The sequence below is a fragment of the Pseudomonas mosselii genome (assembly GCF_019823065.1).
In the GTDB taxonomy this organism is placed as follows: domain Bacteria; phylum Pseudomonadota; class Gammaproteobacteria; order Pseudomonadales; family Pseudomonadaceae; genus Aquipseudomonas; species Aquipseudomonas mosselii.
Genome location: NZ_CP081966.1, coordinates 3774126 through 3800395, shown reverse-complemented (window position 1 = coordinate 3800395; position 26270 = coordinate 3774126). Strand labels below are relative to the sequence as shown.

Here is a 26270-nt window from a genome sequence, read left to right as displayed (position 1 = left end):
TGCAGCGGAAGGCAGTCAGTCAACAAACCGAAATGAGCCGACCCCCGGTTCTGTGCGCGCTGGCGGCGCAGCGCGCAACGGTCCCCTGGGGACCGCTCCGCAGATGGGCACTCACATCGGCGTTCCCGTCCTCGGTTGTTGACGGTATGCGTGCTGCACCGCACGTCGCGCTGCCGTTCGACACGATCCTTCGCCGCGCAGCCGTCCCCAGGGGACCGTTCCGTTGAGCGCCATGGAGGTCTGCTTCATGGTCTTGCATGCGCTCTACTCAGGTTTTGCGCAGCATGTCGCGCCGTCGCCCGGCGCTTCACCGCACAGCCGTCCCCAGGGGACCGTTTCTGCCGACCGCCATGGAGATCTACTTCACGGCTTTGACAAGCCCTGTGCTCAGGATTTGCGCAGCAGATCGCGCAGGCGCTCGATGTGCTGCCGGGCCACCTCGGGCGGCACGACGTTGCGCGGCGGCTCGGTTGGTGGCGCTCGCGCCGCCGATGGTGTTGGCGGTGCCGGGCCGGTCTGCTTGGCCCAGGCATTGAACTCGCCGCGCATGGCGCGCTGGATGATGCCGAACAGATAACCGGCGGGGTTGCGGATGCCATGCTTGCCGCACCGTGCGGCCCATTCGTCCAGCACGGCCTGCCGCAGGGCAGCGTCCACCTGCTGCAACGCCATCTTGGCTCCGGCCTGCTGTTCCGCCTTCAGTTCCGCGAAGCGCTTGGGCCATTGCAGGTCGCCCAGCGCACGCGCCTGCGCGGTAGTACGTACTTCATCAATACGACTACTACGTACTGTACGGTCCTGCTTCGAATTCCGAAGAGCGCCGTCTGGCGCGGGTTTCGGCCCTGCTTCGGATTCCGAAGATGGGCGATCGCCATTCCGAAGAAGGCTCGCGGGCCCTTCTTCGGAATCGTGGACCGCATCCTCCTGTGGATAACTTTCGGAGGCGGTGATGCCCTGGTCGGCCAGGCGCTCGGCGAGCACTTGCAGCCGCGACGGCAAGGTGCGTCCGGACAGCATCGGGTCGTCCGCGATCTCCTGGAGGGTGTTGAGTCCCACCACCTGGACGGCCTTGGCCGAATGCCCCAGCGACTGGCTGACCAGGGCCAGGTAGTCGGCGTCGAGTTGCATCGCCTCGAACGGCGTCAGCGGTTCGTCGTGCAGGACGTAGAGGTTGCCGAGGATGCGACCGGTCTTGGGGTCGCGCCGTCGTCGCACGAGGCTCAGCCAGCGCGTCAGGCGCAGCAGCGTCAGCGCCCGCGCCACGGTCTCATGGGAGGCCTGGCCTGCGCAGGGCATCGACGCCAGCCAGGGGCGCAACTGCTCATAGGTGGGAAATGCCGTGACGCCATCGTCGTTGAGCATCAATCGGAACACCTGCCAGGCGTTGCGCTCCAGCGGTGTCAGGCGGCGGTCGAGGAACAGCCGCCGCGGCACGCTCTCGTGCCGATTGCCACTGAACAGGAAGGCGTCGCCGGACGTAGGAGGCGTGGGCGTTGGAGCAGGCAGGGACGCGGGAGCGCCAGAGCTGGACTTGGGCGCGAGGTCCTTCAGCGCAGCGTCGAACAGGTCGGCGAGTGCGATGGGGCCAGGGCGCTGGGCTCGTGGGGCGGTGTCGTCCACGGCCATGGCCTAGCCCAATCCCTGATCGACCCAGTTCCTGATCGCGGCCCAGACCACCGAGAGCGGCAGCGACATGCCCTCGGCCAGGTCCATGGCCGCATCGAGAATCGAGGTCTCGTCCTCCAGATCGACGTTCCTGCTGCTGGTCACGGCTTTCCATTGCCGCCACAGTTCGGTGTCCTGGGTCTCGTCCAGGACGGGGTGGCGCCCCTTGCGCTTGGGCAGGCCGAGGATCTCCCGCCGCAGGGCGACTTCCTGATGGGTCAGGCCATAGAAGCGGCTGACCATCTCCGTGCTGGCCCCCAGCCGCAGCATGCGATCGACCGTGGCGATTTCCTTCTCCACGTCCTGTGCCTGGTTGAGCAGGCGCTGCAGCACTTCGCGGTTGACCGTGACCGAGCACCACGAGACGCTGGCGTTGGCCAGCACGCTGATCAGCGCGGGGTGCTTGAGCGCATCCAGCTCGGCCTCGCCGAAGCCCATGGCCTTGCAGCGGCGCAGTTGGCCGTTGCGAAGGTCATACAGCGCCTGGGCAATCACGGCCTGGTTGAGCGGATGCGATGTGGACATGCGGCCTCCCTCGCTCACGTCCCGGGCGCCGTGGTGCCGGCTTCCAGGTCCAGCAGACGCCGGGCGAGGCGCAGCAGCCGAAAGAGCTTGACCAACGCCGTGTCGCTCAAGCGCCTTGCGCCGCTGCCATGGCCTTGGCTCTGGCCGTGCAACAGGGTCGGCAGGTCGGCGGCGAGCTGCGCGCCGTCCAGGCCCGCTTCGGCGACGGGCTGACCCGTCAGGGAAGTGAGCAGCGTCAGCACCGCGCGGCCGAGCGGCGACGGGGCTTGGCCGCGGGCGCGGCACGCAAACCCGATGCCATCGGCGCGATCCTCGATGCACTCGTCCAGGCCTGCCTCCCCGGCGATCTCGCGCGCGAACTGCGCGATGTGGATGCGCAGCCGATCGGGCGTGTCCAGGCCGGCGTCGATGTACCAGACGTCGGAGATCGGATAGAGTCCGCCGGCTTGCACCGGGATGGACTGCAGCACGCTCGCCGAGAAGTCGGGCGGCAGCGCATCGCCCAACTGGTCGGCGACCATGCGCTGGATCGATTGGAGCCGTTCTGTCGTCGGTGCTGGCGAGACGATGTGCTCGCGAAGCAGATCGCCCGGTGCGGCCGGCTGGCTTCCCGTGGCCGCTTCGCCAACCGCCGTGTCGTCGTGGCGCAAGGTGGGCTCGGACGCCGGAGGGCTGGCGGGTGGAGGACCGGCCGCCGCTGCAGGCGTGGCGATGGACGATGCTGCGCCCGGCGGAGTCGGCGTGCCGGCGGTGGGCGAAGGCAACGCCGGCTGCGCCGCAGGTGGCGTCGGGTCACTGACCAGCGCCCGGTGGCGGCTTTCCGATTCGGTCAGGTCCAGCGCCAGCACGTCGTAGCCGATGCCCAGCAGCTCGGACATCTGGCCGATCAGCTCGTCTTGCACGCGCTGCGGCGCGAACTCGTCGCCCTGCGTGTCGAACTGCGCCAGCACCTCCTGAAAGAAACTGTCGAAGTCCAGCGGCAGCGAACGGTCCTTGGCGTAGTGCTCCCAGGTGCGTTTGCAGGCCGTGCGCATGACCGACAGCCGCTCGACCTGGTGGCGCCCCAGGCCGCCATAGAGCACAGTGGGAATGGCGGGCAGCAGGTAGCGCACCGCGTCGGCCATGCGGGTGATGTGCGACCGCTGGACGGGGAAGCCATCGGCCGCCAGGCGGCGGGCCAGTTCCGACTGGCTCAGGGCGGCGCCGCTCTCCTGCTCGTAGAACTCCCGTGCTTTCTCGACGCCGAGCGCGCGCTCGATGAACGTGAGGCCGCCGCGCAGTTCGTTCTCGGCAAGATGCCCGGTCAGCGCGACGATTTCACCGCGCTCCGGCCATGGTCGGAACAGGCACGATATGCGGAAGAAGCGTTCTTCCTTGGTCTCCGACCAGAGTTCGCGCAGGATCGCCAGTCGCGTGTTGCCGCCGTTGCGGATGATGTAGTGGTCCTCGCCGGGCCTGCGCGTGATGGCCGGCGCCGCGTCCAGGCCGCGCTCGCGGATGGATGCCTTGATTTCCTCGTAAGCCGGGTTGCGCTTCATGCGCGGGTCATGGTCGTAGGGCCGCAACTGGTCCAGCGTCACGACCATGGGCGTGTCCGCGATCGGGTCGCTCAAGGCCGTAGCCGCTGGGCCGCTGCGCTCGAAGCCGGCCGCGAGCAGCTTGCCTGCCATGTCCTGCGAGGTCATGTCAGCCATGGCCGCACCCCTCGCAGTCCCCACGACCGCCGGCCGGCGCCATGCGGGCCTCTCGCTCGGCGCGGCGGATCTGCGCACGGGCGTTCAATTCGGCCCGGTGGTCACTCGCTGTCGAACTCGTGTAGATCGCCGCGCAGCCGGCCTTGGTGAACTTGAGGTGCCCGCCCGGCGTGCGCTTGACGTGCCAGCCCTCACCGACCGCGAACTCGATCAGGGCGCGCAGCCGCTTGTGGCCGCGGGCCAGCTCATGTGCGTTCGCCATGGGGCCTCCCAGGATCAAGAGGTCGCTGCGGGCGGCCGGATACTTGAGCCAGTCGGTCCTGCCATTGCGGGAACAACTCGCTGGCGAGCGCGCGCATCGTGTCGAGCGCGGCAGGGGCGACTCTGCCGGGCGGCTGGCGGTGCTCGACCCGATGCACCGGCAGGCCGCGCGTTGCGGCACGTGGATACGCTTCTATGGCCGGCACGTCGGTGGCGAGCACGCGGATGCCGGCGCTGTCCTGGAACAGGTCGCGCAAGGCCTGCTGGATCAGCCGTGCGTTGGCGGACACCGGGTGGACGCGGTTGATGAGCAAGTGCAGCGGCGGCGGTTCGATGCCCAGGTGCCGGTACGGCGCAATGTCTTCGAGCAACTGCATGGTGCCGCGCCGCAGCTCGCGTGCCGCGAGGATCTCCGGCGTGACGGGCGACAGCGCGAGATCGGAGGCGAGCACCGCCATCTCCAGCAGCACGGAACGCGCGCCCTGGGTGTCGATCAGCACCAGGTCGTAGAGGGGAGCAAGTGCTGGCAGCAGATGCCGCAACCGCAGGCGGCCATCCGGCGCATGCAGCAACAACGTGTTCAGCTCGCCCCGGTGGTCGTCGGACAGCACCAGGTCCAGGCCCGCGATGATCGTGCGGGACACGAGCTGGCCAAGGTCGCGCTCGTTGAAGGCCAACAGCTCATAGATGCCGCCCGGCGCGCGCTGGGTCAGTTCGTAGTAGGAGGACAAGGTGGGCTGCACGTCGAGATCGAGCAGCAGCACGCGCAGGCCCGCGTCCGCGGCGAGCCCGCCCAGGTTGGCGGCCGTCGTGGTCTTGCCGACGCCGCCCTTCGTTGAAATGATGGACACGACCTGCATGGCGCTCTCCGGCTGGGAATGGGAAGTCCGCGGGAGAGCGGGTCAGGTCCGGTGGTTGAGGCGCTCGGCGATCCACTGGTCGATTTCGATCGAATCCCAGCCGACAGCGCGCACGCCCAGGCGCAGCGCCTGAGGGAACTGGCGCTTCTTCATCAGGTTGTAGATGTGGGCGCGTTTGAAGCCGGACTTCGCTTCGACTTCATCGAGCCGCAGGATGCGGCGCTCGTTCGGCGGGAGTACAGGGGTCTGCGACATGGCGGTCACTCCTGAACGCTCGGTGGCGTTTGTTGGCGTGACCTCTATTCAATAGACCTGGCTGCGGAAAGACATTGCAAATGCAATCTCCGCGATTGCACATACAAGCTGGATAACCTCATGCGCTTGCGCTACGAACGTACCTCTTAGCGTTGGCGAACTTTCCGTTTAAGGTGCGCTCAGTGATGCCCATGGTGCCGCCGTAGTGGGCGACCAATGCAGAGACAAGGGCCTCCTGCGTTTTGAAGCTGGAATAGGGCACGCCTGAAGGCGACTGGCTCAGCATCAGCGTCAACATCCCTCCAATGATGTTGAGATAGGTCGTTTCCGCCCGTTCGCTGATCTCGCATTGCTTGGATGCCAACAGCACCGAGGATTGCTTGAGTAGCGTGTCGTGCTGCTCCTGCAGTTCTCGCATCTCACGTCGGGCTTGTTCAAGCGCGGCCTGAAGGGCCAGCCGCTCCACGAGGATCGCCTGTCCTGTTTCCATGGTGATGAAAGGATGCGCCATGCGTTCGCCACGGCTGAACAGAAATCCTGGCCGGTGCTCGGGATAGTGGGTGCGCATCCAGCGTTTTAGATCGACATGGCGAACAGTCAGATCCAGAGAATTGAGCAGGTTCGGATCATTGAGCGTGATCCCGTTCTTGCCGTAGGGCAGCTCTCCGTTGAGGATGCCGTCATAGATACGTTCCGAGTGCAGCCGGCACTCATTCCATCGAGGGCAGTTCAGCGACCGAGGCAGGACACGCGGTGACGCGATCGTGGCCAGGATCATCGGGAGATACCGCAGCAACCCAGCCCATCGGATGGCCGCCTCGATGGGACGATAGAACACCTTTGATGTTGAAATGTCCTTGTGCATGTCTTCGTCTCCTTTCGGGTGCGCTACATCACCGGCTCCTTTCTTGCCCAAGGGCTGTTGTGTCGTTATGGCCTGCGACGGACGCTTGAGGCGATGCCCTAAGCGAAGGCGGAGGAGGCCATTGGCGTCCGCCGCAGGTGGCCTTGTCTTGCTTGATATGCAAGAATCGATCAGTTGCCGGCCCATCGAGCGATGAGGACGCAAGCTCGATATTGGCGCTCACGGTACCAGCGTCATAGGTGGCGCAAAGCCCATCAAGACCGATTTGGTATGGTCTGATATCCAGACGGTTCAAGACCAGCGAGTTGAAGCGTTCGACGCCCCTACGTCCAGTTGGGGACTGGAAATCAGCGGTTAGTGATGCATCGCTCCACATGCTGATATATCGACAAAGTATCTGCCGCAGTACCAGTGACCCTGCCAGGTTGCCCCAGCACATAGGAGACGGAGATGGCTGAACATTCCCATGAACATCAACATCACACATCCGGTCAGATGGGTAAGCACGGCCGACCATACGCCAAGTTCTGGGTGAACATGGTGTTGGGCCTCGTCGTCATGTACTTCGTAATGTTCAGCATGATCGACGGCGCCAGGGACTTCAGAAACAATCTCAACATGCTCTACATGGCGGTCACTATGTGGGCGCCAATGGGCATCTTCATGCTAGCGACAATGCCCGGCATGTTTCCAAACCGGCGGCTCAATCTCGTGCTGTACGGCTTGTTTGCCGTTCTCACACTCGGTTCTTTTGCCGCTACCCGTGCTCAAACCGGAATCGGCGATCGACAGTTCATCGCGTCTATGGTCCCGCACCATTCGGGAGCGATCCTCATGTGCCGCGAGGCGCAGCTCTCAGATCCGGAACTCGTCAACCTATGCCAAGCGATTTCCGATGGCCAGCGCGCGGAGATCGAGCAGATGAACCGGATTGCTGCACGCCTTCGTTGAGGCTGGCTGCCACTACACTGGCGCCGCGTTGCGCTCCGGCGAAGTTAGCCGCAGCGATGTAAAGATGAGTACTTGCGGTGTTCCGATGCCGGCGGTTGTGTCCTACAGCCGTCCAGGTGCCAGGTAGTCCACGCGACACCACCCCGCGCTGCCTGCGGAGCGAGCGCAAGTCATGATCGTCGCAAGTTGGAGTTCGATAGCGAACCCGCTCAGCAGCTGGACGCATCAGGCGTAACGACGGGTGGATGGATCATCCTTGGACGCTGGTGGAAGTGGTTGGATGAACTTTGTTGCCGAGGGCGAAAAACAAGGCTATAATTGAGTTCTTCGCTGATCACCACAGTGGAGAAAGTGATTGGGAAACAGAGACTTAGCGCTCTAGTGCATGACTCGTTTCCCGCTCCAAATTCGATCCGCAGTGCGTCGCTGGGATCACAAAGAAGAGGCCGGAAGGCCTCTTTTTTTGTGCCTGGGATTTGGTGGTTGCAGGTGCATTCCAGTGATTGGGTGGCCACGGTGGGGATCTGATTGTGGCCGGGTTATCTGTTCTCGCTGGCAGTCCCCCTCTTCACACGCAGGGTGCATTGCGTGGCGCCCGTCATGATGATGCTCGGCGACTCTAGCTAGCCCTATTCGATCAGCCAGGCGGGTTCACCTTCTATCAGTGTGCCGCCATGGCTTGTCTTGTCTCCCTGGCGCGCCGCAGGGCTGCCCTCAATTAGCGTATGCGCGGCACCAGTCTCGATGACCGCACCGCAGCTGAGTTCATCCCCCATGCGTGCAATTGCACGACCATTCACTGTGGCATTGGCCGCGCCACTGATGACAGTGCCTTCCCCGTGGAGAGGGCAAAGGTGGCGATGGCCGACGAGGACGACAGGCTTCATGGCGACTCTACCTGGGCAAGTGGAGCGGTTTGTGGGGCCGTTCGTGATTCGTGGTCGATCGCTTCTGGCCACTTGACTTCTGGTGCTAGACGCATGGCGGATTGGCACCAGAGGATATCGTTGTGGTCTCTATTGAGCGGGGCGGGAGGGACAGCGGAGAGGCCATGTTGCATGTAAGTGCATACATAGGCCCAAATTGATGCTTCACCGTATTCGTTGTTCAATGGGAATCGGTCGATAACGTTATTGGTGCCTGGTTCCACGATGGACAGCATGATCCCTGTTTTTACGAGGTGCGAACCTTGGTGGGTTACGGCTTGTTTTCTCCAGCGTTCTGCGCGTACATCCTTCCAGTCGTAGCTGACGATTTTTATTGGCCATGGAATGAAGGGGTTCCACCAACAGAAATTGAAGTTGTAGGCGTAAATTTTTTGGCGGACACGGTTGAAGCGTATTGGTTCATCGCGCGGGGTGAGAAGGATTGCGCGGATGAATGATGCCGCCTGCCATATCCCTGTTAATGTTGCAATAACTACAATTAAGAATAGTTCATGTTGGCGATGTGCTATGGTATCTATTAGCGTATATATGGATAGGATGAGCACTGGGATGCTGGCTAGTGCTAGTAAAAGCAGTAGCTCTCGCATGAAAATTGAGTGTCGGGATATTTCCAGGTAGATGCTGTCTTGGTAGTTTGCATTTAATAATTCGGGTGATGGTTCTATCTTGGTAGGTTCGCTTGGAAGATTGAAGTCTTCTTTCCAGCCTGAACATGGAGGAGTCAGGGTAGGTCGTTTCATTTTTATCCCCTTGTGTCCAGTTTGTCTTGTTTTTTTACTAGTCTCGCTAGGTTTGTGGTGTCGTCCCTGTCGGGCCAATAGTTGACTGTTAACTCAAACGCATCGATAGTGTTGAGATCTGCGGTTGGTATGCTGCCTTCTATTTTTAGGGTTTCTCCTCGGCTGGAACTATCCTCTGGACTAGCGGTGCTCTCATGTAGCCCTGTTCTTGTCTTGTCGCTGTCTCCGGAGTGCACGGTCGGCACAGTGTTTCTTCCCGGTGAGTAAATTACCAGTGTCCATTCGTATCTTGCCCGTTCTTGAATGAAGTTTGGAATGGTGATTGTGTAGTCCAGGCGTGTCTCGAGTGGGATGGAAAAGTTGTCCCTGACCGTGACGAACGGTTCTATCGTTTTTGGAGGGTGGGTTTCTTTGAAATTTATGTCTATTGAGACGTGGGCAGTAATGCCCAATAAAGCAGCGTTGAGAGCGCCTATAGCGTTATCGTTGTCTCCTGCGATCTGCCATTCGCGATGCGAAACCGGTAATCCCCATCTGGACTGGCGTGCCCAGACTTCCAATGGGGAGGATTCTTTCTTCTTGGCAGTCGTCGCTAGTACATAAGATGAGAGTGCAAATATTATGGCTACCCCTACTGGTCCCAGAAAGGCAGTGCCAAATAACAGTGTACTTGCTCCTGCAATTGCTGAAACAAACGCAAATATACCAGATGCGTAGTAGGAGGTTTTGGATGGGTGGTCTCCCTGAGAGGCTGTTCGTTGAGCTGCTAATAAATAATTAGCCCCATCTGCAATACCGGCCACGGCAGCAATGGCACCACCGTACCTCACAAGTTGCGTTCCCTGCATCAATGTCGATCCCGCCGTTACGGCGGCCCGAGCAGGTCGCATTTTCTCGATCGCTTTCCCTGTCGCTTCAATACTCAACCCCAAAATCCCAATGGACGACGACCACACCGCTGCCAACGCTTCGGCCTCCGCATTGCCTGGGGTCGCGTTCAGCGCGTCATGATTCCTGCGCAGGCTGTCTTGCTGGAACCACAACCCACCCAGGCTCAACATCAAGTCCGCGCGGCCCGGCCCCAAGCCAGACAAGCCACTGCGCAGGTTGCCCATGGCCTCACGGGCCAGGGCACGGGTCTGCTCCGCACTCAGGTTGAGCAGGCGCAGGCTGTGGGCGGCCTGGTATTGCAGGCTGTCCGCCCCTATGCGCACGCTGCGCAACGCCTCGCCAGTGCCGGTACCCGCGCTGGCCTGCAGGTGCTGCAACCGTTCCTGCAGGTCCTCGGCGCTCTCCAGAGTCCAGAGCACCAGTTCCACGATCTTGCCGTGCTTGCCGGACACCGCCGCGGTGATGGCGCCGCTGAGCAGCATGGCGTTGACCTTGTGCGCGGCGGGTTTGCGAAAGGCCTGGTCCAGCTGGCCCAGCAGCGCATCGGTGCGCGCCTGCAGGCCTTCGTTGAGCAGCTTCAGGTATTCGCCCGCCCTGAGCGGCACGACGAGCTGCGTCATGTGCTGCCCGGCAAAACGCAGCAGCGCCGCGCTGTGCACGTAGCCGATCATCTGCCGGGCGTTGGCGGAACCGTTACTGGGCAAGCGGTCGTTCCCTGGATGCTACATCCTCCATGCCGACTGAGATCAGGCTGCTCTCTATGGCTGATCGATACTGTCGACCTCATGGGGCGCATCCTTCTCGATATTGGGAGTTTGACTTTGGCTCTTGGGTCGACGTTTAGAGACACGGGGTTTCCTCTCCGGTCGTTTGCCTGGGCGTATAGTCCAGAGGTAGGCGTTCTCCCGCAGTCTCTCCTGGATATGGGGTGGGTAATCGTCAACTGTGGTTAGTGCCGGGATGGGTTTTCCCGGCAGGCCGGCTTCACGGATGATCCTGGGCCATCGAGGCTTCCAGCACAGCAGGAGACTCACCCAGTGGCCTGTTCCGATGATCAGGAAGGCAGGAGAGAGCAGTAGCAGGCCGCATTTGATGACCCGTGAGGAACTGCGGAAGTAGTGGGTCAGGCCTTCGAATTGAGGCGTGAAGGCTTGCCAGGGCCAGGGGAAGTGCGAGGTGATGTGGGGGGGCGGTAGACCCTCTGGGCCCTCATCCATGAAGCGACGGATGAACTCCCATTCGGCTTGAAGCTCCGCGAAATTATTGGCGGATTTGCCTACCCAGATCAGTTCGGGACGCAGTGTGCCAGTGAACACGGGCGACCATATGAGTTCCAGAGGCATGCCCATGCCACCTGGCGGAGCATACTTTTTATCAGAGCCGCTGGACGATACGCCGTTCCACGGGAGCGTGACGATCCCTCCGCAATATGGCGGGCGGTGGAGGTAGACTTGTTGGGTGGTGCGGTTGAAGCGTATCAACAAGTGGCGTGACGTGAACATTTCAAAGCGTGTGAAACGGAAAACATATTTCAGGTAAAACCACAAGATGCAGAGGGTTGTGCTGAGAAAGAAAACTGCTAGATATAGCCTCTCACCATACGGCTCTCCCTGATAATTAGAAGCAAGATCGATCAATATCATTATCGAGTGGGAAGCAATTTCTAGTCCGCTGATTATCAGCATTATTATGGTGAGAGATAATATACTGATCAGCCCGCGCTTGTCCTCCCACATGCCGCAGCGCATTTCGAGCACATGCTCGTTGTACACGTAGACTGGGCCACGGCTTTTTGGGGTTTTGCATACTGATTTTTTTGCGGCTGCAACGTATTCTTCGTCTTCGCTTTCGTACACCCCTCTGTTCTTAATTGTTCTGTTCTGCTTTTTAAAGGCTTCGCGTTTTTCTTTGGGGTCAATGGCGGCCAGCCATGCAAGCCATTCAACAAAATACATTATATGACCTCACTCATGGCGCTGAATAAGGCTTCGAGTTCTTCGGTGTCCTTTATGTATCCTTTGTTGGATGATTTAAGGCGGAAGCAACATTTGCTGCACCACTTCTCCATTGCGTCATCATCGATGATGAGCAAGGTTATAGTGGTGCCGAGTACAATTGCGCCGCCTATCCAGCTCAAGCGACTCAGAAACATCATGGCTGCTCGGTTCGCGGCTAGCCGTGCGGAAAGAGTGGAAAGGGTAGCGTATAAGCTGCTTCTCCATGTTTGGTTGGCACTCATTGATAGCCATTGGAAAAACGCACTCGCTTGTGAAAACGTTATTCCTCCCTGCCCCAAAAGTAGGGCGGTCGTAGATCCAGCTCGCAGCCAATAAGTCGTCGCCAGCAATGATTTAGATCGAACGTCGGCTTCTCTCGCATCTGAAACGTCCCACGTAATACTGACAACGCCCCCCACCGCAGCCAACCCCGCCCCCCATAGCCGATAACGCCCCAGGCTGATGTCCGCTCCCCGCGCAATCGCGCTGTTCCGCTCGACGCCCAGCAGGGTCTGTTCCGTCCCCACTGCCAGTAGCTCGAATCCCGCTGCCGCACTGGCCAATCCTGCGGCCACCACCTCGCTCCAGAAACGCCGGTCCTTGTCATCCCGCTGCCCCTGCAACAGGAGCAGTCCCGCCTCCAGCAGGAGCAGGCCACTGGCCAGCCGAAGCCGATAGAACGAATGAGCATGAGCGCCCTGCAACGTCTCCACATAGGCGCGATCAAGGCGTCGGACCATGGGGGCCGCCACCCGTCCTCGCGAGGGGGTGTCACCCTCGAGTGCGTGTTCACTCAGGCGCAGGTTGATGGCTTGCTCGCCCAGCGAGGCGATGAGGTAGGTGCCCAGGCGCCGGTATAGCAGGCGATCCATGTTGCCGGGGGCGCCGGCCTGCAGGCTCTGGCGCCCCAGTTGACCCAGCCAGGCCAAGGCCCCGGCGGTGTTGAGGGCGCTGTGCTGGGCCAGCTGGTCGAGGTGGCCGTCCACCCGGCTGAACTGCGAGGCGAGTTCCTTGGCGTACTTGAGTGAAGTGTCCACCTGCTGCCAGTGATCGTATTCCGGTGGCAGCGCTTGCAACGCCTGGCGTGTCTGCTCCAGCACCTCGGCAATGGCGCGCTGGTTGAAGACGAAGGAACGCAGGGCCAGGTTGTCGGGCGTCAGCGTGTCGGCATGCCACCACTGGGCGAGCAGCCGCGCCCCGGCTGGCACGCCCTCCATGCCGACCACGCTGAGCCCGGTCTGGTGAGCGAAGCACAGGCCGCTGCGCAGGTCGTTCTCGTCGTAGTAGGCCAGGGCCGCGAGCAGCTGCTCAGATTGCAGCCAGGCGAGGTGGTCGTCGGCCCGCACGTCGGCCAGGCGCTGCGCTTCGAGGCCGTGGGATTCGAACCAGGCCAGCTGGTCATGCATGGCCTTGAGGTCGACGTGTGGCAGGTAACGCGCCTCGAACTGCCGGGCGAACTCGCCGTTGTTCCCCCGGGCCTCAAGGTCCTGGCGCCTGAGTGCGCCTGCGGTATCGAGAATGCCTTCCTTGGCCTGCGCCCACCAGGCGGCCATCTGCGGGTTGGCGCCCTGGTCGGCACCGGCGAGGTGGGCGCGCATGGCCTCTTTGTGACGGTCGACCAGCGCGGCGACCTTGCGCTCACTGAATTGCTGATGCAGTTCGGTGAAGGCCTGGGCGACCAGCACCTTGCGCTCGTTGCTGGGGCCGGGTTTTCCCGCGACCGACTCCGAGGCTTGCAGCCAATCCTTCAGGTGTTCCATGCCCGCGTTGCGCCAGGCATTGAGTTGCTGGGTGATGCCGATGGCATCTTCCACCACCACCGCGATACCACGGGCTTCGGGTTTGCCGGCAACCGGGCCCAGCATGTACCGGGCTGCCGTCAGCGAGTGGACGCTGGTTTCACTGAACAGCTGGTTGTCCAGCAGCTTGCGCAATGAGCTGTCGGTTTGCGCAGCGAAATCGGCGACCAGGTCCAGTTGGTCATGGCGCAGCACATAGGGCCTGGGCGTCGGGCAGCCAAGGCCGGTGAAAGCGGCAACATCCACGGCCGGCAGCCTGTCGCGTCGACGCAGCAGTTGCTGCTGGGCCGCTTCGGTCAACGGGTCGGGGCTGTAGAACAGGCGCAGCTCGGCCAGGTCTTCGAGGTCATGGACGTTGAACGCCAAGGCCGTGTTGCGAATCATGTCGCGCAGGGTGTGGACATCTGTGGCGTCCGGCTCGGACTGCCCGGGGGCAACCAGCGACAAAGAACCGTTCGCCGCAATGCGATAGGGCGGGTGCAGGTTGTGCTGCCCGCTGCGCTTGCGTTTCTCCATGACGTACAGGAAGCCTTGGCGCAGTGGCCGAATGGCATAGTCGGCCTGCTGGAGCGTGGCAACACTGTAGGGATGGCGCAGGTGATCGGGCAGGGTTGGCAAGCGCAGGCGCTGGCCGGTAGTGCCGGCAACGGCCGCATAGCGCAGGGGCAGGATGGTGAAGGTGCGCGTGCAATGGACGGCGGGCCCGCTGGCGAAGGGGGCCTCCAGGGCCTCGCAGGCTTGCCGATTGATTTCGAGCAGTTTGTTGAAGTCGAACATCCGATGTCCTCAGCGAAGCTGTTCATGCAGGTGGGTTTGTACCGACTCGACGAGCGACGTTTGCTTGTCGAGGGCGTCATTGATGGCGGCTTGCCAGACGGGATCGCTCGTCAGGCCCTCACCCAGCAGCGCCATGAAAATCACATAGGCAATCTGGTCTTCCTGCCGTACGAGGCCTGATTCACGTGCAAAGGCCAGGAGCCTCTGCGCGAGGCCCAAACGTACGACATGACATTGTTCAGGTTTGCCACTCGTGCGCAGGGCGTGCTTGAGCTGGTCGGCAAGCCCATAGGCCAATGAATCTCCTGCCAATGCCTGCCAGCAGGCCTGATCAAGCCTGAGGCCATCGAGCGCTCTGACCTCAGGCTGGTCGCCGCCGGAAAAGTCGTACCAGAGTTGCCGGGCGGCATCGGGGTAGGGCACCCACCAGGTATGGATAGGGGCTAGCCAGTCGAGGATGTCGGGTAGATCCTGACGAGCGTGCAGCACACGCAGGCCCTGCTCGGTGTGATAGCGCAACAGGTAGCGATGACCGTCTGGGGCCAGAAGAGTGTTGGCTTGTGCCAGGTGTACGGCCAGGTCCTTGGCCGGCAGCGCGCTGACGATCCAGCCACAGATGGCATCCTTGCACAGGTCGGTGAGCTGCCAGAAAAAGTCGGACTGGCCTTGCAAACGGGCGCTGGCGTCTGGAGCGCACAGTACCGTACCGACCTGCTGCAAATGGCTGAGCGCCTTCTGCGGCATCAGTGAGTGCAACACCTCTTTTCGCTGCCCGAGCTTTTCCAGCTGTTCGTCGTCAAGCCGTGACAGTTCGAGGAGGGTGGATAGCCGATAGCGCTCCGATTGATACAAGGGAGCCAATAACCGGTCGTAGAAGGTACCTTTCATTAGCCTTCCCCTTCCATGCGAACGACATTTCGACCCTCTGCGATGGCCTTGAGCAAACAGCTGACGCAAATGGCTTCCCCAGGCTCCGGGGTCGCGTTGATCGCCAGTTGGCGTGAACCGCCTGCCGCTGTCTGGGTTACCGGGCCTTTGATGTTTATCGCGATGGCGTCGAGCGTCATGCCGCTTGCGTCGAGACGTAGCGTCGCTCCTGGCGCCTTGATGACAAGGCTTTGCGATACGCTGAGTTCAATGACCTGGGTTTCATGGCGAATGGCTTGTCCGGCCATCAGCGCGACATGACCGGCCACCTGTTGCTCCAGATTGCCGCCAACATCTACCGAGTGATTTGCGGTGGTCTTGTCATAGCGATGATTGCCGACCTGTTCGGTGCGATCCTGGCCGGTAATGATGGTGCGGTGGCGACCGACCTCCAGCGTGTCATCCTGGCCAATTTGCTCATGACGATCTCTGCCGATTACCAGATGCTCGTCATTACCCACTTCCTCGCTACGGTTGCGGCCTAGAGTGATCTGTTCATCTCGCCCGACTCGTTCAGAGCGATCATTGCCAACCTGCGTGGTCTCATCATGCTTGACCACATTGTTCTGATCCCGCTGCGCATGGATGAACACCTCTTCCTGCCCCAGCTCATCCTCGAAGCGCAGCTCGTTGAAACCTTGCCCCTTGTGGGTCTTGCTCTTGATGGTCATACGCGTGCGGTGCTTGGGCAGTTCGTAGGGCGGCCGCTGGTTGCCGCAGTAGGTGCGCCCGGTGATCATCGGCTGGTCGGGATCGGCGTTGACGTACTGGATGACCACGTCCTGGCCGATCCGTGGGATGGCCATGGCGCCCCAGCCGCCGCCGGCCCAGCCCTGGGACACCCGCACCCAGCAGGAGCTGTACTCGTTGTCGCGGCTCTCGCGGTCCCAGGGGAAGCTGACCTTGACCCGGCCCCACTCGTCGCAAAAGATCTCCTCGCCCTCGGGGCCGACCACCGTGGCCATGTGCGGGCCGTCGATGCGCGGCTTGGGCGGCGCCTCGGGGCGCCACTCGATGCGCCCGGGCACCAGCAGGGCCTTTTGCGTGTAGCGCGTGCCTTGCTCGGCGCCGGCGGCTTCCTCCTGCAGGCTGGTGAACTGCGCGCCCTCGTGGCGCACGCTGGCCACCCGCCAATGCATGTTGAGGTCTGCGCGGGGGTGTTCGACCAGGTCGAAGCTCAGGCCCGGCTGCAGGCGCACGTCGTCGCCTTCGACCTCGGCGATGCGCGCATCGTGGCGCAGGGTGGCAAGGCGGGTGCGGGTGAAGGGGAGGCCGACTTCGTCGCGCTTGTAGCGGCCGGGGTAGTCGAAGCGCTCGTAGTCGTCGGCCTGGTGCTGCAGGTCGCTGGCGTTGAATTCCTGCTGCAGGTGGTAGGCCGGATGGGTGAAGGAGTAGTCGCGCTGCACCTGGCGGGCCGTGCGCACCTGCTCGCGGTAGTGCAGGCGGCGCAGGCAGGGGCGGGCCTGGTCGCCGCCGCTGTTGGCGTGGTAGAGCACGGCGAGTGGGTCGGGGTAGTCGTCGTCAATGAAGCCTTCGTCGTCGTCATCGTCCTCGGGCTTGACCAGGCTGGAGCTGATCATGCCCAGGGTCAGCACGCGGTCGCTGACGAGCAGGCGGTGGCCCTTGGCGCTGTGGACGAAGCGGTAGATGAAGCCTTCCTCGGCGGCCAGGCGGGTGATGAAGGCGAGGTCGGTTTCGCCGGCCTGGACGCAGAACTCGCGGGGTGCGTGAGAGAAGCTGTGGCCCAGTTCGAAGTCGGTGATGCGCTGGGCCTTGAACAGGGTTTCGAGGATCTGCGGCACGCTTTGTTGCTGGAAGATGCGCCAGTTCGAACGCAGCCCGGCGCGGGCCAGCTTGGGCTCGACCACGGCCTGGTAGCGGGTGCGGCAGTTGCCGGTGTCGCCCTGGCTGAAGGCGCTGATCAGGCCGTGTACATGGCGCATCGGGCGCTGGCCGCGCAGGATGGTGAACAGCGCGGGCTTGTCGAGCAGGTGGGCGAAGTCGACGTTGTCTTCGTAGCTGACCAGTTCGAGCACCAGCCGGAACGGGGTGCTGAGGGCTTCGTCCAGGGTGAAGGAGACCACCTCGAACGGGTCCTGGCTGGCCAGGGGCTCGAAGCGGTAGCTCAGTTCGGATTGATTAGGCATGGAAAGTCCCTGTCCGCCTTCTGACGGTGACTGAAGCCCGGGCAGGCGCGCCTGCCCGGAACCCTGCGGTCGGGTCAGACGACGGGCGCGCGCCAGTCGTCGGCGCCCGCGGTGCCCGCGACGGTGTGATCCCAGGTGATCTTGCGGTAGGCCAGGGACACCTCGATCAACTGCGTGAAGTCGGCGTTCTCCTTGTCCTGGGCATGGGGCATGACGGTGTTGATATCGACGATGGTGGCGTCGGTGAGCTCGGTGGTGAAGAAGTGCTCCTGCTTGCCCTCCACCGAGGTGCGGTACCAGTTGACCGTGACCTTGGGCAGCATTTCACCGGACGCCAGGGCGTTGTACATCAGCGGGGTCGCCTTGTTCAGCGCACTGGTGAAGATGAACGGCTTGTGTACCCGCTGCCCGGTCGGCTGGCCGCTTTGCGGGTCGGTTGGCACGGTCACCTTGTGCTTGATTTCCTGCACCAGGATCTCGTCTTCATGGCCTTCGACAAACACGTTGCCGACGGAGTCGGAGGTGAAGGCGCCTGCGGTGAGCAGGCCTTGGGTCTTGCCTTCGATCTTGATGTAAGCGGGTGTTGGCATGGCAGATATCTCCTGCATCCATGTGGGTAAGCACGCACACGGGAAGTGGCGTGGCCATCGGGCTCGATGGGCTTGTCAACGGGGCGCAGGCCCCGAAAATCCATTGCTGCGGGCGCGCCGTTCACGGCTGCAGCAGGGTGTTCAGCGCCTCGATCGCCTCGCGGGTGAGCAGGTCCAGGCGGTAGCGGTAGTAGCCGTACAGCCCGGCCAGGGTGATCGCCGAAACCACCAGTGGGCTCCACCAGGGCCATTCGCGGCGCAGGCGCACGTCTCGCGGGGCGACGTTGGCCAGCGGGTCGCCGAAGAGGTCCGGGGGCGGGCCACGCAGTTCGAGGATGATTTCGCGCAGTTTGAGAATGAGGGCCTGCAGTGCCTCGTCGCCCTTGGGGTCGATGCCGTACTTGCCGCGCAGGCCCAGGCACAGGCACAGGTAGATGAACTCCAGGACGTCCTGGTAGCGCTTGGGCTCCTGCATCATGCGCGACAGCACGGTGAAGATCTTCTCGCCGCCCCAGGTCTCGTGGTGGAAGACACTGAGCAGGGGCTTCTGACTCCACAGCGAGCTCTTGCCCCATGGCGTGGACATCACGGCCTCGTCGATATACAGGCACAGCGCGTAGGAGTGGGCCTGCAGCTGGGCCGGCTCGTAGTCGTACCGGCGCATCTCCTCGATGATGGCGTTGATCTGGTTGTAGACGGCGTTGTAGAGAAACGGGATATCCCGGTGGCTTTCCTGCTTGCGCAGACGCATCACCAGGCCGAACAGGGGCATCGCCGCATCGATCATCTGGTTGCTGAAGGCTCCACGGAGCTGGAAGTCCGGGTCGGGTACGTAGTCCGGGTGGTCCATCGCGCTGGCGGAGGCCGGCGCGGACTGCTGTGTCTGGCTCTCGCCGGCGAGCACGCTCAGTAGGCTGGCGCCCGGCTCAGTGGGGCGATTGTTGGCTGCTTCGGTCATTTCATTCGCTCCGTATCGCCCAGAACTGCAACTGGAGCCCCGGGAACTCCCCCGCGACATGCAGACCAAAGCCGTTGCTGTCCTTCATCGCGGCCCAGTTCGGGCTGCGCCGGTCGAGCTCGAAGTAGCTGAAGCCGGCATGAAACGGCAGCTCCCGCGGCGCCACGGGCATCGGTCGCAGCGCAATGCCGGGCAGTTGCAGCGGCACCAGGTCAGCCAGTGCCTCGAGGGAGGTGATCTTGGTTTTCTGCAGGAACGACTGCTGGAACGTCTCGGCGGGCAGGTCGGCATGCACCGCGAGGATGAAGGTTGCCTCGTCGATCAGGCGGCGATCGTCCAGGGTCACGGTCAGCACGCCGAACGGCTGCTCCACCAATGGCAGGGAAACGGCCCGCGGTTGCCGGACGATGCTCAGGGTACGGCGCAGTGCATCCTCCAGCGGCTTGAATGACTGGCGCAGGGCGTTGTGCCGGTAGGCTGGCGGCTCCGGCGGCAGGCGCTCGTCGTCGGTGAAGGTCAGCAGCTCGCCGCACGCCTGGCTCAGGCTCAGGTACAGCTGCTCAGGGTGGGTATGGGGCTGACGGGCCAGGTGCTGGAAGCACGGCCACCAACGGTTCATGGCTTGCAGCAGATTGAAGTCGCGGATATCGGCCACCCCCGACTGGCCGGGCGAGCCGATACGCGCCGCGAGGTTGCGCGCGCGCTCGCGCAAGGTGTTGCTGACTTCGTCGAGAAAGCGCTTGAGTGCCGGGGCGGCCTGAATCGAGACACAGGTGGGATAGAAGTCGTCGTCCAGCAGCAGGCTGCCGTCGGGCCGGCGCTCGAGGATCCAGGCAAGGGGCAGCCGGGAGTAGGCGCTGTTGTCCTCGGTCTCGCGCATGAGTTGAAGGTTGGGGACCGCCAGGTCTACCTGCACCAGGTCGCCGTCGGCGCTGTGGGTGTCCTTGATCTCCAGGGGCTGGGCGCCGTAGCGGTAGTTGCCGCCGCTCTCGGGCCAGCTGACTTCGCGTCCTCCTTCGGTGCGCAAAGGCAGGCACAGGAACACCTCGTTGCGTTGCGTGCCGTCGTCGGTGATTTCCAGGGCGGGCGGCGGCGGCAGGTCGCCGGGAATGTCGAATACCGTGCCGTCCGGCATGATGCCGCGGGCCCGGGTGATGGCCACCTTGCCAAGGCTCAGGTACTCCTGGTTCAGCTGCAGTTCGCTGAAACCGTAGAACGCCGCATTCAGGCTGCTGACGCGCTGCTGGACCGCGGCGTCGCTGGCCCTGGCCTGTTGCTGGAAATGCTGTGGCTTGACGAACATGCCTTCGGGCCAGAGAACTGGATTGCGTGAGCTCATGGGCGCTCCAAATAATGGGGGAGGGTGGAGACTTGCAGGCGGGGCATCAGCTTTCCTCCTGCAGCAGGATCTGCGTGCCATCGAGGGTCACGGCGAGCACGACCTGACGGCCGCGTGGCGCGATGCGTATCACCTGCCGCCAGTCGGCATTGGTGATGTCGTTGAACTTGGCGATCACGGCGATGAAGCGCGTGTCGGCGGCGATGGGCTCGAAGCGCACGAACTTGAACTGCCCCGGTGCCAGCAGGTAGTCGTCGTCGCGGATGTAGGTGCTGCGCAGGGCCTTGGCGAGGTCCTGGTCGAGTTGCGTATACAGGCTGTTGCGCAGCAGCGAGTCGTCACGCAGTTGCAGGATCTTGATCGCGACGGGCGTGGCGATCGAGGACGTCGCTTTCTGGCTGGGGGCGGCCACGTCGAACCGGACGTCCTTGGCGTCATAACTGCCTGGGCCTTCATGCTCCGTGGGTGAATGGGCCGGTGCCTGTTCGTCGTTCGGCTCCACGGGGGACATGGCTGGAAACAGCGCTTGAAGATGCTCCAGCAGACCGGCGACCTGCTCAGTCAACGCAAGCGGATCGCTCGCACGGAGGCTGACGGCATAAGGCGTGGGCTCCATTGCTTCACCGGGTACCGTCGCATCGAGGCTGTGGGGGTTGGTGTTGATGGTTGGGCTGGCGTGCAGGCTGAAGGCGACCTCGGTGGGCTGGTCCGACAGCGCACCCACCGGGATGGAAGGGTCCATCACCACCTGGCCGATCTTGCCGAGGGCCGTGCAGCCTGTGGCCGACCCGAGGGCAAGCAGGAGCGTGGCCACCCTCAGTGGATGAAGCGTCATGGCTTCCCTCCGGCGATGAGTCGCTGCAGGGCGCTTGCCCCAAGCTGGGCCGGATGCTGCGGTGCAGTCAGTGCGGCCAGGGGATCCGGGGCCTGCAGTCGATCGAACAGCGTGCAGATATCGACCGGGAGACTCGCTGTACGGGGCACGGGATGCCAGGGGCTGGCCAACGAGCTGTCCAGCAGCGCTGCGAGCGCCTGCCGGCCAGGCTTGAGCAGGTCATCCAGGTTGCCGCGGATAAAGCTTTGATCGCTTGGCCCGGCTTGATAGCGGGCGTGCAGTTGATAGGGGCCGACCTGCAAGCAGTCGCCATCGCCCACGCGCACCGGCACGTCGGGGCCGGGCGGCAGCGGGCTGTCGTTGAGCAGGGTCTGGCCACAGAGGTCGATCACGCAGAAGCCGCCCTCCAGCCAGCGGATCGCACAATGGGCGGGGTGAATCCGCCGCTCGCGATCCAGCAGCAACCAGTCGGCCTTGTGGCTGCCGATGATGCCGCCATCGCGGTCGAACAGATGGCCCGCGACGACGCCGTGGTGCAGGCGATCAAGATTGTCGATGCTGAGGGCGAGTCTGGTCATGCGCGCCCCCGTATCCGCACGATCGGGCTGACTTCACCCTTGCGGTCTTCGATGAAGCTGGTCCAGCCCAGGTGCGCACCCTGCTCGCGGTGCAGGCGGAACGGTGGCAGTTCACGGGGTTTCAGGCGCAGCTCGAGGTCATAGGCCAGGCCGTCGCGGAGCAGGAAATCGATCAGTGCACGCAGTCGCTCGAAGTCGACGCCGCCGGGCAGCAGGCTGCGCAGGCGTGCCAGGTCGAGGTCGCCGATCAGCAAGGTGAACTTGCTGCTGCGGGTTCGCGTGCGGTCGCCGAGCATGAAGCTCTCGCCCAGTTGCCCATTGCAGCGGCCCAGGCGCACCACCTGGCGGTGTGAGATGGTCACCGTGCGGGTCTCGAACTCGCGGATTTGCACCGACGGCAGATCGAAGCAGTGGGCAATGATCCCGGCGACCACACCGGGTGCCCGGCTGCGGCTGGCAATGACGCCGACGAAACTCAGCAGGCGGCTCCAGGGCAACGGCGTGTCGCCACGCAGACGTTCGTCGGCGAGGCCGATCAGGGCGAAGGCGTAGCGCGAGAAGTCATCGCTTGCCCCGGTCTGGAAACGCACGTAGTAGCGGTATTTGCGCCAGATGCGGTGCAACAGGCTGAGCAGGCAGTGGTTGAAGAAATCGAACAGCGCGGGGCGCGCGCCAATGCCCTGGGCGTATTCGTAGGCCAGTTCGTCGAGGTAGTAGCTGGGCAGGGGCGAGTCGGTGCCGTGCAGCCCCAGGAAGGTGGTGCGCACGCGATAGCGCGACGGCGTCTCGGCGATCCGCTCGGCGGCCAGCACATCGGCCACTGGAAAGCTGAGCCGCGGGTCGCTGGCAAGGTGCACGCGCTGGCGTGTGGCGGTATCTGGCCAGCGCGGCTCGAGGTCGTCACCGTGCAAGCCATGCAGCCGTTCCAGCAGTTGGAAGAAACTGTGCCGGTGAGCCTCGGCGAGCAGCGTTTCGGCTAGATCAGCGGTTGTCTGCCGGTCAGCAGTGGCCATGTGTAGTGCTCGTTGTTGGTGGTATTGATCACTTCCAGCTGGTGGAAGGAGTTGATGCTCGCGTAGAGGGCGAAGAAGTGGGACAGCACGCAGCCGAACAGGTACAGATCGCCTTCGCAGAGAAAAGCCTTCTGGTCGAGCCGCAGGCGGGTACGCAGGCCGCGAATGGGCAGGCCCTTGATCAACCAGTCCAGCGGTTCGGTGTGCGCCTCGCCGATGCCGTCCAGGCGCTTGCGCGTGGTCCTGGCCTGCTGGATGTCGTGCAGGGCGGCGAAATCGTAGGCGCCGATCACCGCCTTGAGCGGGGCGGCCGAGAGCAGCGACAGGTAGTTGAGCGAGAGGTTGGAGATGAGTGTCCACTGCAACTGACCATCCAGCACCGGGCGGTACGGACGGGTCGGCAGGCAGATGTTGCGGTAGCGGATCAACGGCGCGGTGGCCTGGTTGATGACATTGATATCGCCCAGGCCCAGCGCCATCGGCAGGTCCCGATTGGTGCAGGTCAGCTCGATCGAGGCGGTTTCCATGTGACCGATGAACTGGCTTTCGTCGCCCCGCACGAAGGCGATCTGGTGATCCAGCCCGTCACCGAGCAGCGACTGCTCGACCCGGCAGCGGTAGTACAGCGCGGTGCGTCCCTGCACATGCTCGATCTCGTGGGCGAACGACTCGAAAGGCTGGAACACCCGCAGTTGCTCGCCAGGGCTGCCATCTGCGCTGGTGCGGGTGCTGATCACCCGGTCGACGCTGAAGATTTCATGGCTGTCGCGGCGCAGGCCATGGGGTACCAGGCGATGCTGGTCAGCCGTTCCGGACAGGTCGATGGGCTCGGCGCCGTGCACGAACAGATTGACGGCAGGGGCGCAGAACAGCCTGAAGTCATCGGGGCCGATCCGCGTCGAGCCCGGCAGTGGGCGCGCGAGGTGGAACTCGATGCGTATCGTGGAGCTGGCGTGCGCCGGCCAGACCCTGTCCAGGCCGGCCAGGCTGAAGAAGTGAAAGCGTTGCGGGAAGACCAGGTACTCCTGGAGGATCCGGTAGCCATCGAACACATTGCGCGGGTAGGGGAGCAACGCCTCGTCGGGGCCGAAGCCGGAGAAGCTCAGGTGGTTGGCCGGCAGGCGACGCACCTGGCCGTCGATGGTCACGCTGATGTGCTCAAGGTATTGCGCCAGCCACAGGTAAAGGGTCTGGGCGTTGCTGCGCTCGCCACCGAGGTGGAACTCCAGGCTGTCGCAGCCCAGGGTGTTCAGCGGGCGTTGCACCTGGGTCTCGAGCTGGAGGTGAATGACTGAGCTGTCGGGCGTCAGGGTCGCGCCCACCTCACCGAGCGTGAAGGGGTAGAGCTTCACCTCGGTGCAGGTGCGGAATTCGCAATCCACGCCATCGACCGGCCGGGAAAACAGACGTGAGCCTCTGGGAACGATCTGGGCTTGGCTGAGCGAAGCGTCCAGGGGCGAGAACTGAATGATCGTCGCGCTGGGCAGGGGGCGCAGGTAATTCGGCCAGAGCAGCTGCAGCATGCCATGGGTCAGCTCCGGCACCTCGTCCTCGAGTTTCAGGCGCAGCTTGGCGATCAGGAAAGCGAAGCCTTCCAGCAGGCGCTCGACACCGGGATCGCCACTGTCCTTGCCCAGATAGCGGCTGAGCTGGGGGTTGTCCCGCGCAAAGTCCTCCCCCAGTTCGCGCAGGTAGCGCAGTTCTTCGCCGAAGCGGTCCTTCAACGACATGGCCTACCTCACCTGGGTGTTGCGGTTGTGGCCGTTGACCAGCAGTTCGATCTGCAGCTGTTCGGCGTGGTTTTCCACCCGCACTTGGCAATCCAGGCGAAAGTGCAGTTCCAGCGGGTTGTCCGCGTCCGGTTGCCCCTGCAGGTTCAGCACCTGGATCCTCGGCTCGTAGTGTCGGATCGTGCGCTGGATGTCCGAGCTCACCTGACGCAGCAGGTCGCCGCTGCCCTGGTCATGGCCGTTGAAGTCGCGCAAGCCGAGGTCGGGGCTGCTCTGCGAGCAGCCCCGACGGGCGTTGAGCAGCATCTCGAGGTGGCGTTTGATCCGCTCGACGGTGCGCCCGGTGCTTTCTCGGCGGCCAGCGGCAGCGTCGCTGGCCAGGCGGTCGAAGAGGCTGCTCATTGGGTGTCGAGCCGGCCGACCAGGGAGATCTCGAAGTTCGCCCCCATGTACTTGAAGTGTGGGCGCACCGCGAGCGAGACCTGGTACCAGCCCGGATCGCCCGCGACGTCGGTGACTTCGATCTGCGCGGCACGCAGGGGGCGGCGACTGCGGATGTCGGCCGAGGGGTTTTCCTGGTCGGCGATGTACTGCTTGAGCCAGCGGTTGAGCTCACCCTCGAGGTCGTTGCGCTCCTTCCAGCTGCCGATCTGCTCGCGTTGCAGCACCTTGATGTAGTGGGCGAGCCGGTTGACGATGAACAGATACGGCAGCTGGGTGCCGAGCTTGTAGTTGGTCTGTGCCTGCAAGCCTTCGGACGTTTTGGGGAACTGCTTGGGTTTCTGCACCGAGTTGGCCGAGAAGAACGCGGCGTTGTCGCTGTCCTTGCGCATGGTCAGGGCGATGAAGCCCTCTTCGGCCAGCTCGAACTCCTTGCGATCGGAGACCAGCACCTCGGTCGGGATCTTCGCCTGCAACTGCCCAAGGGCCTCGTACAGGTGCACCGGCAGGTCGTCCACGGCGCCACCGGATTGTGGGCCGATGATGTTCGGGCACCAGCGATAACGGGCAAAGCTGTCGTTGATGCATCTGGCCATCAGGAAGGCGGCGTTACCCCACAGGTAGTTCTGGTGTCGAGCGTCGATGTTTTCGTCGTAGCTGAAGCTGCTGATGGGGTGTTCCTGGCGGTCATAGACCGAGCGCAGCATGAAGCGCGGCAGCACCAGGCCGATATGGCGGGCATCTTCACTGTCGCGCAACGATCGCCACTTGGCGAAGCGTGGTCCTTCGAAGATGTCCTTGACCTCCTTGAGGTCAGGCAGGTCCTCGAAGCTGCTCAGGTTGAAAAACTCGGGAGCTGGGGCGGTGATGAAGGGGGCATGCGACATCGCGCCCACGGAGGCGACATAGCTCAGAAGCTTGATGTCAGGCGAAGAAGGGCCGAAGTTGTAGTTGCCGATCATGGCCGCCACGGGCTCACCGCCAAACTGTCCGTAACCAGCGGTGTAGACATGTTTGTAAAGCCCGCTGCAAGTGATGTCCGCGGCATTGTCGAAGTCATCGAGCAAGTCGCTCTTGCTGACATGCAGGACTTCCAGCTTGATGTTCTCGCGAAAGTCGGTACGGTCGACCAGAAGTTTCAATCCGCGCCACGCGGACTCCAGCGCCTGGAATTCGGGCTGATGAAGAATGGCATCCATTTGTTTGCCGAGAAGTCGGTCGACCTCGGCAATCATCTGGTCGACCCGATGTTTGTTGACCAGTTGGTCCGGGTCATCGGTTTTCAGCATCTCCGATATAAAGGCCGCCACGCCTTGCCTGGCGATCTGGTATCCCTCCTGGCTGGGTACCAGCATGGTTTCGACCATGATCTGGTCGAGCAGTGTCGAGTTGCCGATGGTTTCAGTCGTGGTATCGGCAGTGGTTGTCGTGTTGTTGGTGGTGGACATCCGAGACGCTCCGTTGTCTATGTCATATGCCATCTGT

Annotated in this window: 24 protein-coding genes; 1 reads left to right on the top strand and 23 read right to left on the bottom strand. The window is 62.9% G+C overall.

What is annotated here, in order from left to right; translation table 11 throughout:
• Window positions 1-387: 387 nt before the first annotated feature.
• The 7 genes from K5H97_RS17525 to K5H97_RS17495 form a co-directional block, all read right to left on the bottom strand.
• A complete protein-coding gene (locus tag K5H97_RS17525) occupies window positions 388-1626 on the bottom strand; it encodes an STY4528 family pathogenicity island replication protein (RefSeq protein ID WP_003116837.1) in 1239 nt (412 codons plus the stop codon).
• 3 nt (window positions 1627-1629) lie between these two features.
• Window positions 1630-2190 carry a DUF2857 domain-containing protein gene (locus tag K5H97_RS17520; RefSeq protein ID WP_003090097.1) on the bottom strand — a complete coding sequence of 187 codons (561 nt, stop codon included), beginning with the start codon at window positions 2188-2190 and terminating at the stop codon, window positions 1630-1632.
• A gap of 14 nt (window positions 2191-2204) precedes the next feature.
• Window positions 2205-3884: a ParB family protein gene (locus tag K5H97_RS17515; protein WP_004350508.1), complete on the bottom strand. Its 1680-nt coding sequence runs from the start codon at window positions 3882-3884 to the stop codon at window positions 2205-2207.
• On the bottom strand, window positions 3877-4146 hold the full coding sequence (locus K5H97_RS17510) for a hypothetical protein (protein WP_003050422.1): 270 nt from the start codon (window positions 4144-4146) through the stop codon (window positions 3877-3879). Before K5H97_RS17510 ends, K5H97_RS17515 begins: the two co-directional genes overlap by 8 nt.
• The gene (locus K5H97_RS17505; RefSeq protein ID WP_003098988.1) at window positions 4130-5005 is read right to left on the bottom strand and encodes a ParA family protein; all 876 of its coding nucleotides are present in this window, start codon (window positions 5003-5005) and stop codon (window positions 4130-4132) included. Before K5H97_RS17505 ends, K5H97_RS17510 begins: the two co-directional genes overlap by 17 nt.
• Window positions 5006-5047: 42 nt before the next feature.
• Complete coding sequence (locus K5H97_RS17500; RefSeq protein WP_003090093.1) at window positions 5048-5260, bottom strand: AlpA family transcriptional regulator; 213 nt, start codon at window positions 5258-5260, stop codon at window positions 5048-5050.
• Window positions 5261-5378: 118 nt separating this feature from the next.
• The gene (locus tag K5H97_RS17495; RefSeq protein ID WP_003098991.1) at window positions 5379-6125 is read right to left on the bottom strand and encodes a hypothetical protein; all 747 of its coding nucleotides are present in this window, start codon (window positions 6123-6125) and stop codon (window positions 5379-5381) included.
• A 450-nt stretch (window positions 6126-6575) separates the two neighbouring features.
• Between K5H97_RS17495 and K5H97_RS17490 the strand changes: the two genes are divergently transcribed.
• A complete protein-coding gene (locus K5H97_RS17490; protein WP_003098996.1) occupies window positions 6576-7076 on the top strand; it encodes a DUF305 domain-containing protein in 501 nt (166 codons plus the stop codon).
• 629 nt (window positions 7077-7705) lie between these two features.
• Here the strand turns inward: K5H97_RS17490 and K5H97_RS17485 are convergent.
• The 16 genes from K5H97_RS17485 to tssC form a co-directional block, all read right to left on the bottom strand.
• Entirely contained in the window at window positions 7706-7963 is a 258-nt protein-coding gene (locus tag K5H97_RS17485) for a PAAR domain-containing protein (RefSeq protein WP_069016329.1), read from the bottom strand.
• Window positions 7960-8763: a DUF6708 domain-containing protein gene (locus tag K5H97_RS29735; RefSeq protein ID WP_247283281.1), complete on the bottom strand. Its 804-nt coding sequence runs from the start codon at window positions 8761-8763 to the stop codon at window positions 7960-7962. Before K5H97_RS29735 ends, K5H97_RS17485 begins: the two co-directional genes overlap by 4 nt.
• 2 nt (window positions 8764-8765) lie before the next feature.
• Window positions 8766-10358 carry a hypothetical protein gene (locus K5H97_RS17475; RefSeq protein WP_222577996.1) on the bottom strand — a complete coding sequence of 531 codons (1593 nt, stop codon included), beginning with the start codon at window positions 10356-10358 and terminating at the stop codon, window positions 8766-8768.
• 54 nt (window positions 10359-10412) lie between these two features.
• Window positions 10413-11609 (bottom strand): DUF6708 domain-containing protein, encoded by a 1197-nt coding sequence (locus K5H97_RS17470; RefSeq protein ID WP_155952708.1) that lies wholly within the window; start codon window positions 11607-11609, stop codon window positions 10413-10415.
• Window positions 11609-14227 (bottom strand): T6SS effector BTH_I2691 family protein, encoded by a 2619-nt coding sequence (locus K5H97_RS17465; protein WP_222577995.1) that lies wholly within the window; start codon window positions 14225-14227, stop codon window positions 11609-11611. The genes K5H97_RS17470 and K5H97_RS17465 overlap by 1 nt, the downstream gene beginning before the upstream one ends.
• A 9-nt stretch (window positions 14228-14236) precedes the next feature.
• On the bottom strand, window positions 14237-15115 hold the full coding sequence (locus K5H97_RS17460; protein ID WP_028691393.1) for a DUF4123 domain-containing protein: 879 nt from the start codon (window positions 15113-15115) through the stop codon (window positions 14237-14239).
• Window positions 15115-17301, bottom strand: a complete 2187-nt coding sequence (locus K5H97_RS17455; RefSeq protein WP_028691394.1) for a type VI secretion system Vgr family protein — start codon at window positions 17299-17301, stop codon at window positions 15115-15117. Before K5H97_RS17455 ends, K5H97_RS17460 begins: the two co-directional genes overlap by 1 nt.
• A 74-nt stretch (window positions 17302-17375) precedes the next feature.
• Entirely contained in the window at window positions 17376-17891 is a 516-nt protein-coding gene (locus tag K5H97_RS17450; protein ID WP_028691395.1) for an Hcp family type VI secretion system effector, read from the bottom strand.
• A gap of 121 nt (window positions 17892-18012) precedes the next feature.
• The gene (gene icmH / locus K5H97_RS17445; protein ID WP_028691396.1) at window positions 18013-18849 is read right to left on the bottom strand and encodes a type IVB secretion system protein IcmH/DotU; all 837 of its coding nucleotides are present in this window, start codon (window positions 18847-18849) and stop codon (window positions 18013-18015) included.
• Between the two features lies 1 nt (window position 18850).
• On the bottom strand, window positions 18851-20188 hold the full coding sequence (gene tssK / locus K5H97_RS17440; RefSeq protein ID WP_028691397.1) for a type VI secretion system baseplate subunit TssK: 1338 nt from the start codon (window positions 20186-20188) through the stop codon (window positions 18851-18853).
• A 46-nt stretch (window positions 20189-20234) separates the two neighbouring features.
• On the bottom strand, window positions 20235-21023 hold the full coding sequence (gene tssJ / locus K5H97_RS17435; RefSeq protein WP_028691398.1) for a type VI secretion system lipoprotein TssJ: 789 nt from the start codon (window positions 21021-21023) through the stop codon (window positions 20235-20237).
• Complete coding sequence (locus K5H97_RS17430; RefSeq protein WP_028691399.1) at window positions 21020-21601, bottom strand: FHA domain-containing protein; 582 nt, start codon at window positions 21599-21601, stop codon at window positions 21020-21022. Before K5H97_RS17430 ends, tssJ begins: the two co-directional genes overlap by 4 nt.
• The gene (gene tssG / locus K5H97_RS17425) at window positions 21598-22614 is read right to left on the bottom strand and encodes a type VI secretion system baseplate subunit TssG (protein ID WP_028691400.1); all 1017 of its coding nucleotides are present in this window, start codon (window positions 22612-22614) and stop codon (window positions 21598-21600) included. The genes K5H97_RS17430 and tssG overlap by 4 nt, the downstream gene beginning before the upstream one ends.
• The gene (gene tssF, locus K5H97_RS17420; RefSeq protein WP_028691401.1) at window positions 22578-24344 is read right to left on the bottom strand and encodes a type VI secretion system baseplate subunit TssF; all 1767 of its coding nucleotides are present in this window, start codon (window positions 24342-24344) and stop codon (window positions 22578-22580) included. Before tssF ends, tssG begins: the two co-directional genes overlap by 37 nt.
• 3 nt (window positions 24345-24347) lie before the next feature.
• Entirely contained in the window at window positions 24348-24746 is a 399-nt protein-coding gene (gene tssE, locus K5H97_RS17415) for a type VI secretion system baseplate subunit TssE (protein WP_028691402.1), read from the bottom strand.
• A complete protein-coding gene (tssC, locus tag K5H97_RS17410; protein ID WP_028691403.1) occupies window positions 24743-26233 on the bottom strand; it encodes a type VI secretion system contractile sheath large subunit in 1491 nt (496 codons plus the stop codon). The genes tssE and tssC overlap by 4 nt, the downstream gene beginning before the upstream one ends.
• Window positions 26234-26270 lie beyond the last annotated feature (37 nt).

Coding starts and splice junctions, on each gene's coding strand:
- K5H97_RS17525 (WP_003116837.1), bottom strand. CDS start 1,626: ATGGCCGTGGACGACACCGCCCCACGAGCCCAGCGCCCTGGCCCCATC.
- K5H97_RS17520 (WP_003090097.1), bottom strand. CDS start 2,190: ATGTCCACATCGCATCCGCTCAACCAGGCCGTGATTGCCCAGGCGCTG.
- K5H97_RS17515 (WP_004350508.1), bottom strand. CDS start 3,884: ATGGCTGACATGACCTCGCAGGACATGGCAGGCAAGCTGCTCGCGGCC.
- K5H97_RS17510 (WP_003050422.1), bottom strand. CDS start 4,146: ATGGCGAACGCACATGAGCTGGCCCGCGGCCACAAGCGGCTGCGCGCC.
- K5H97_RS17505 (WP_003098988.1), bottom strand. CDS start 5,005: ATGCAGGTCGTGTCCATCATTTCAACGAAGGGCGGCGTCGGCAAGACC.
- K5H97_RS17500 (WP_003090093.1), bottom strand. CDS start 5,260: ATGTCGCAGACCCCTGTACTCCCGCCGAACGAGCGCCGCATCCTGCGG.
- K5H97_RS17495 (WP_003098991.1), bottom strand. CDS start 6,125: ATGCACAAGGACATTTCAACATCAAAGGTGTTCTATCGTCCCATCGAG.
- K5H97_RS17490 (WP_003098996.1), top strand. CDS start 6,576: ATGGCTGAACATTCCCATGAACATCAACATCACACATCCGGTCAGATG.
- K5H97_RS17485 (WP_069016329.1), bottom strand. CDS start 7,963: ATGAAGCCTGTCGTCCTCGTCGGCCATCGCCACCTTTGCCCTCTCCAC.
- K5H97_RS29735 (WP_247283281.1), bottom strand. CDS start 8,763: ATGAAACGACCTACCCTGACTCCTCCATGTTCAGGCTGGAAAGAAGAC.
- K5H97_RS17470 (WP_155952708.1), bottom strand. CDS start 11,609: ATGTATTTTGTTGAATGGCTTGCATGGCTGGCCGCCATTGACCCCAAA.
- K5H97_RS17465 (WP_222577995.1), bottom strand. CDS start 14,227: ATGTTCGACTTCAACAAACTGCTCGAAATCAATCGGCAAGCCTGCGAG.
- K5H97_RS17460 (WP_028691393.1), bottom strand. CDS start 15,115: ATGAAAGGTACCTTCTACGACCGGTTATTGGCTCCCTTGTATCAATCG.
- K5H97_RS17455 (WP_028691394.1), bottom strand. CDS start 17,301: ATGCCTAATCAATCCGAACTGAGCTACCGCTTCGAGCCCCTGGCCAGC.
- K5H97_RS17450 (WP_028691395.1), bottom strand. CDS start 17,891: ATGCCAACACCCGCTTACATCAAGATCGAAGGCAAGACCCAAGGCCTG.
- icmH (WP_028691396.1), bottom strand. CDS start 18,849: ATGACCGAAGCAGCCAACAATCGCCCCACTGAGCCGGGCGCCAGCCTA.
- tssK (WP_028691397.1), bottom strand. CDS start 20,188: ATGAGCTCACGCAATCCAGTTCTCTGGCCCGAAGGCATGTTCGTCAAG.
- tssJ (WP_028691398.1), bottom strand. CDS start 21,023: ATGACGCTTCATCCACTGAGGGTGGCCACGCTCCTGCTTGCCCTCGGG.
- K5H97_RS17430 (WP_028691399.1), bottom strand. CDS start 21,601: ATGACCAGACTCGCCCTCAGCATCGACAATCTTGATCGCCTGCACCAC.
- tssG (WP_028691400.1), bottom strand. CDS start 22,614: ATGGCCACTGCTGACCGGCAGACAACCGCTGATCTAGCCGAAACGCTG.
- tssF (WP_028691401.1), bottom strand. CDS start 24,344: ATGTCGTTGAAGGACCGCTTCGGCGAAGAACTGCGCTACCTGCGCGAA.
- tssE (WP_028691402.1), bottom strand. CDS start 24,746: ATGAGCAGCCTCTTCGACCGCCTGGCCAGCGACGCTGCCGCTGGCCGC.
- tssC (WP_028691403.1), bottom strand. CDS start 26,233: ATGTCCACCACCAACAACACGACAACCACTGCCGATACCACGACTGAA.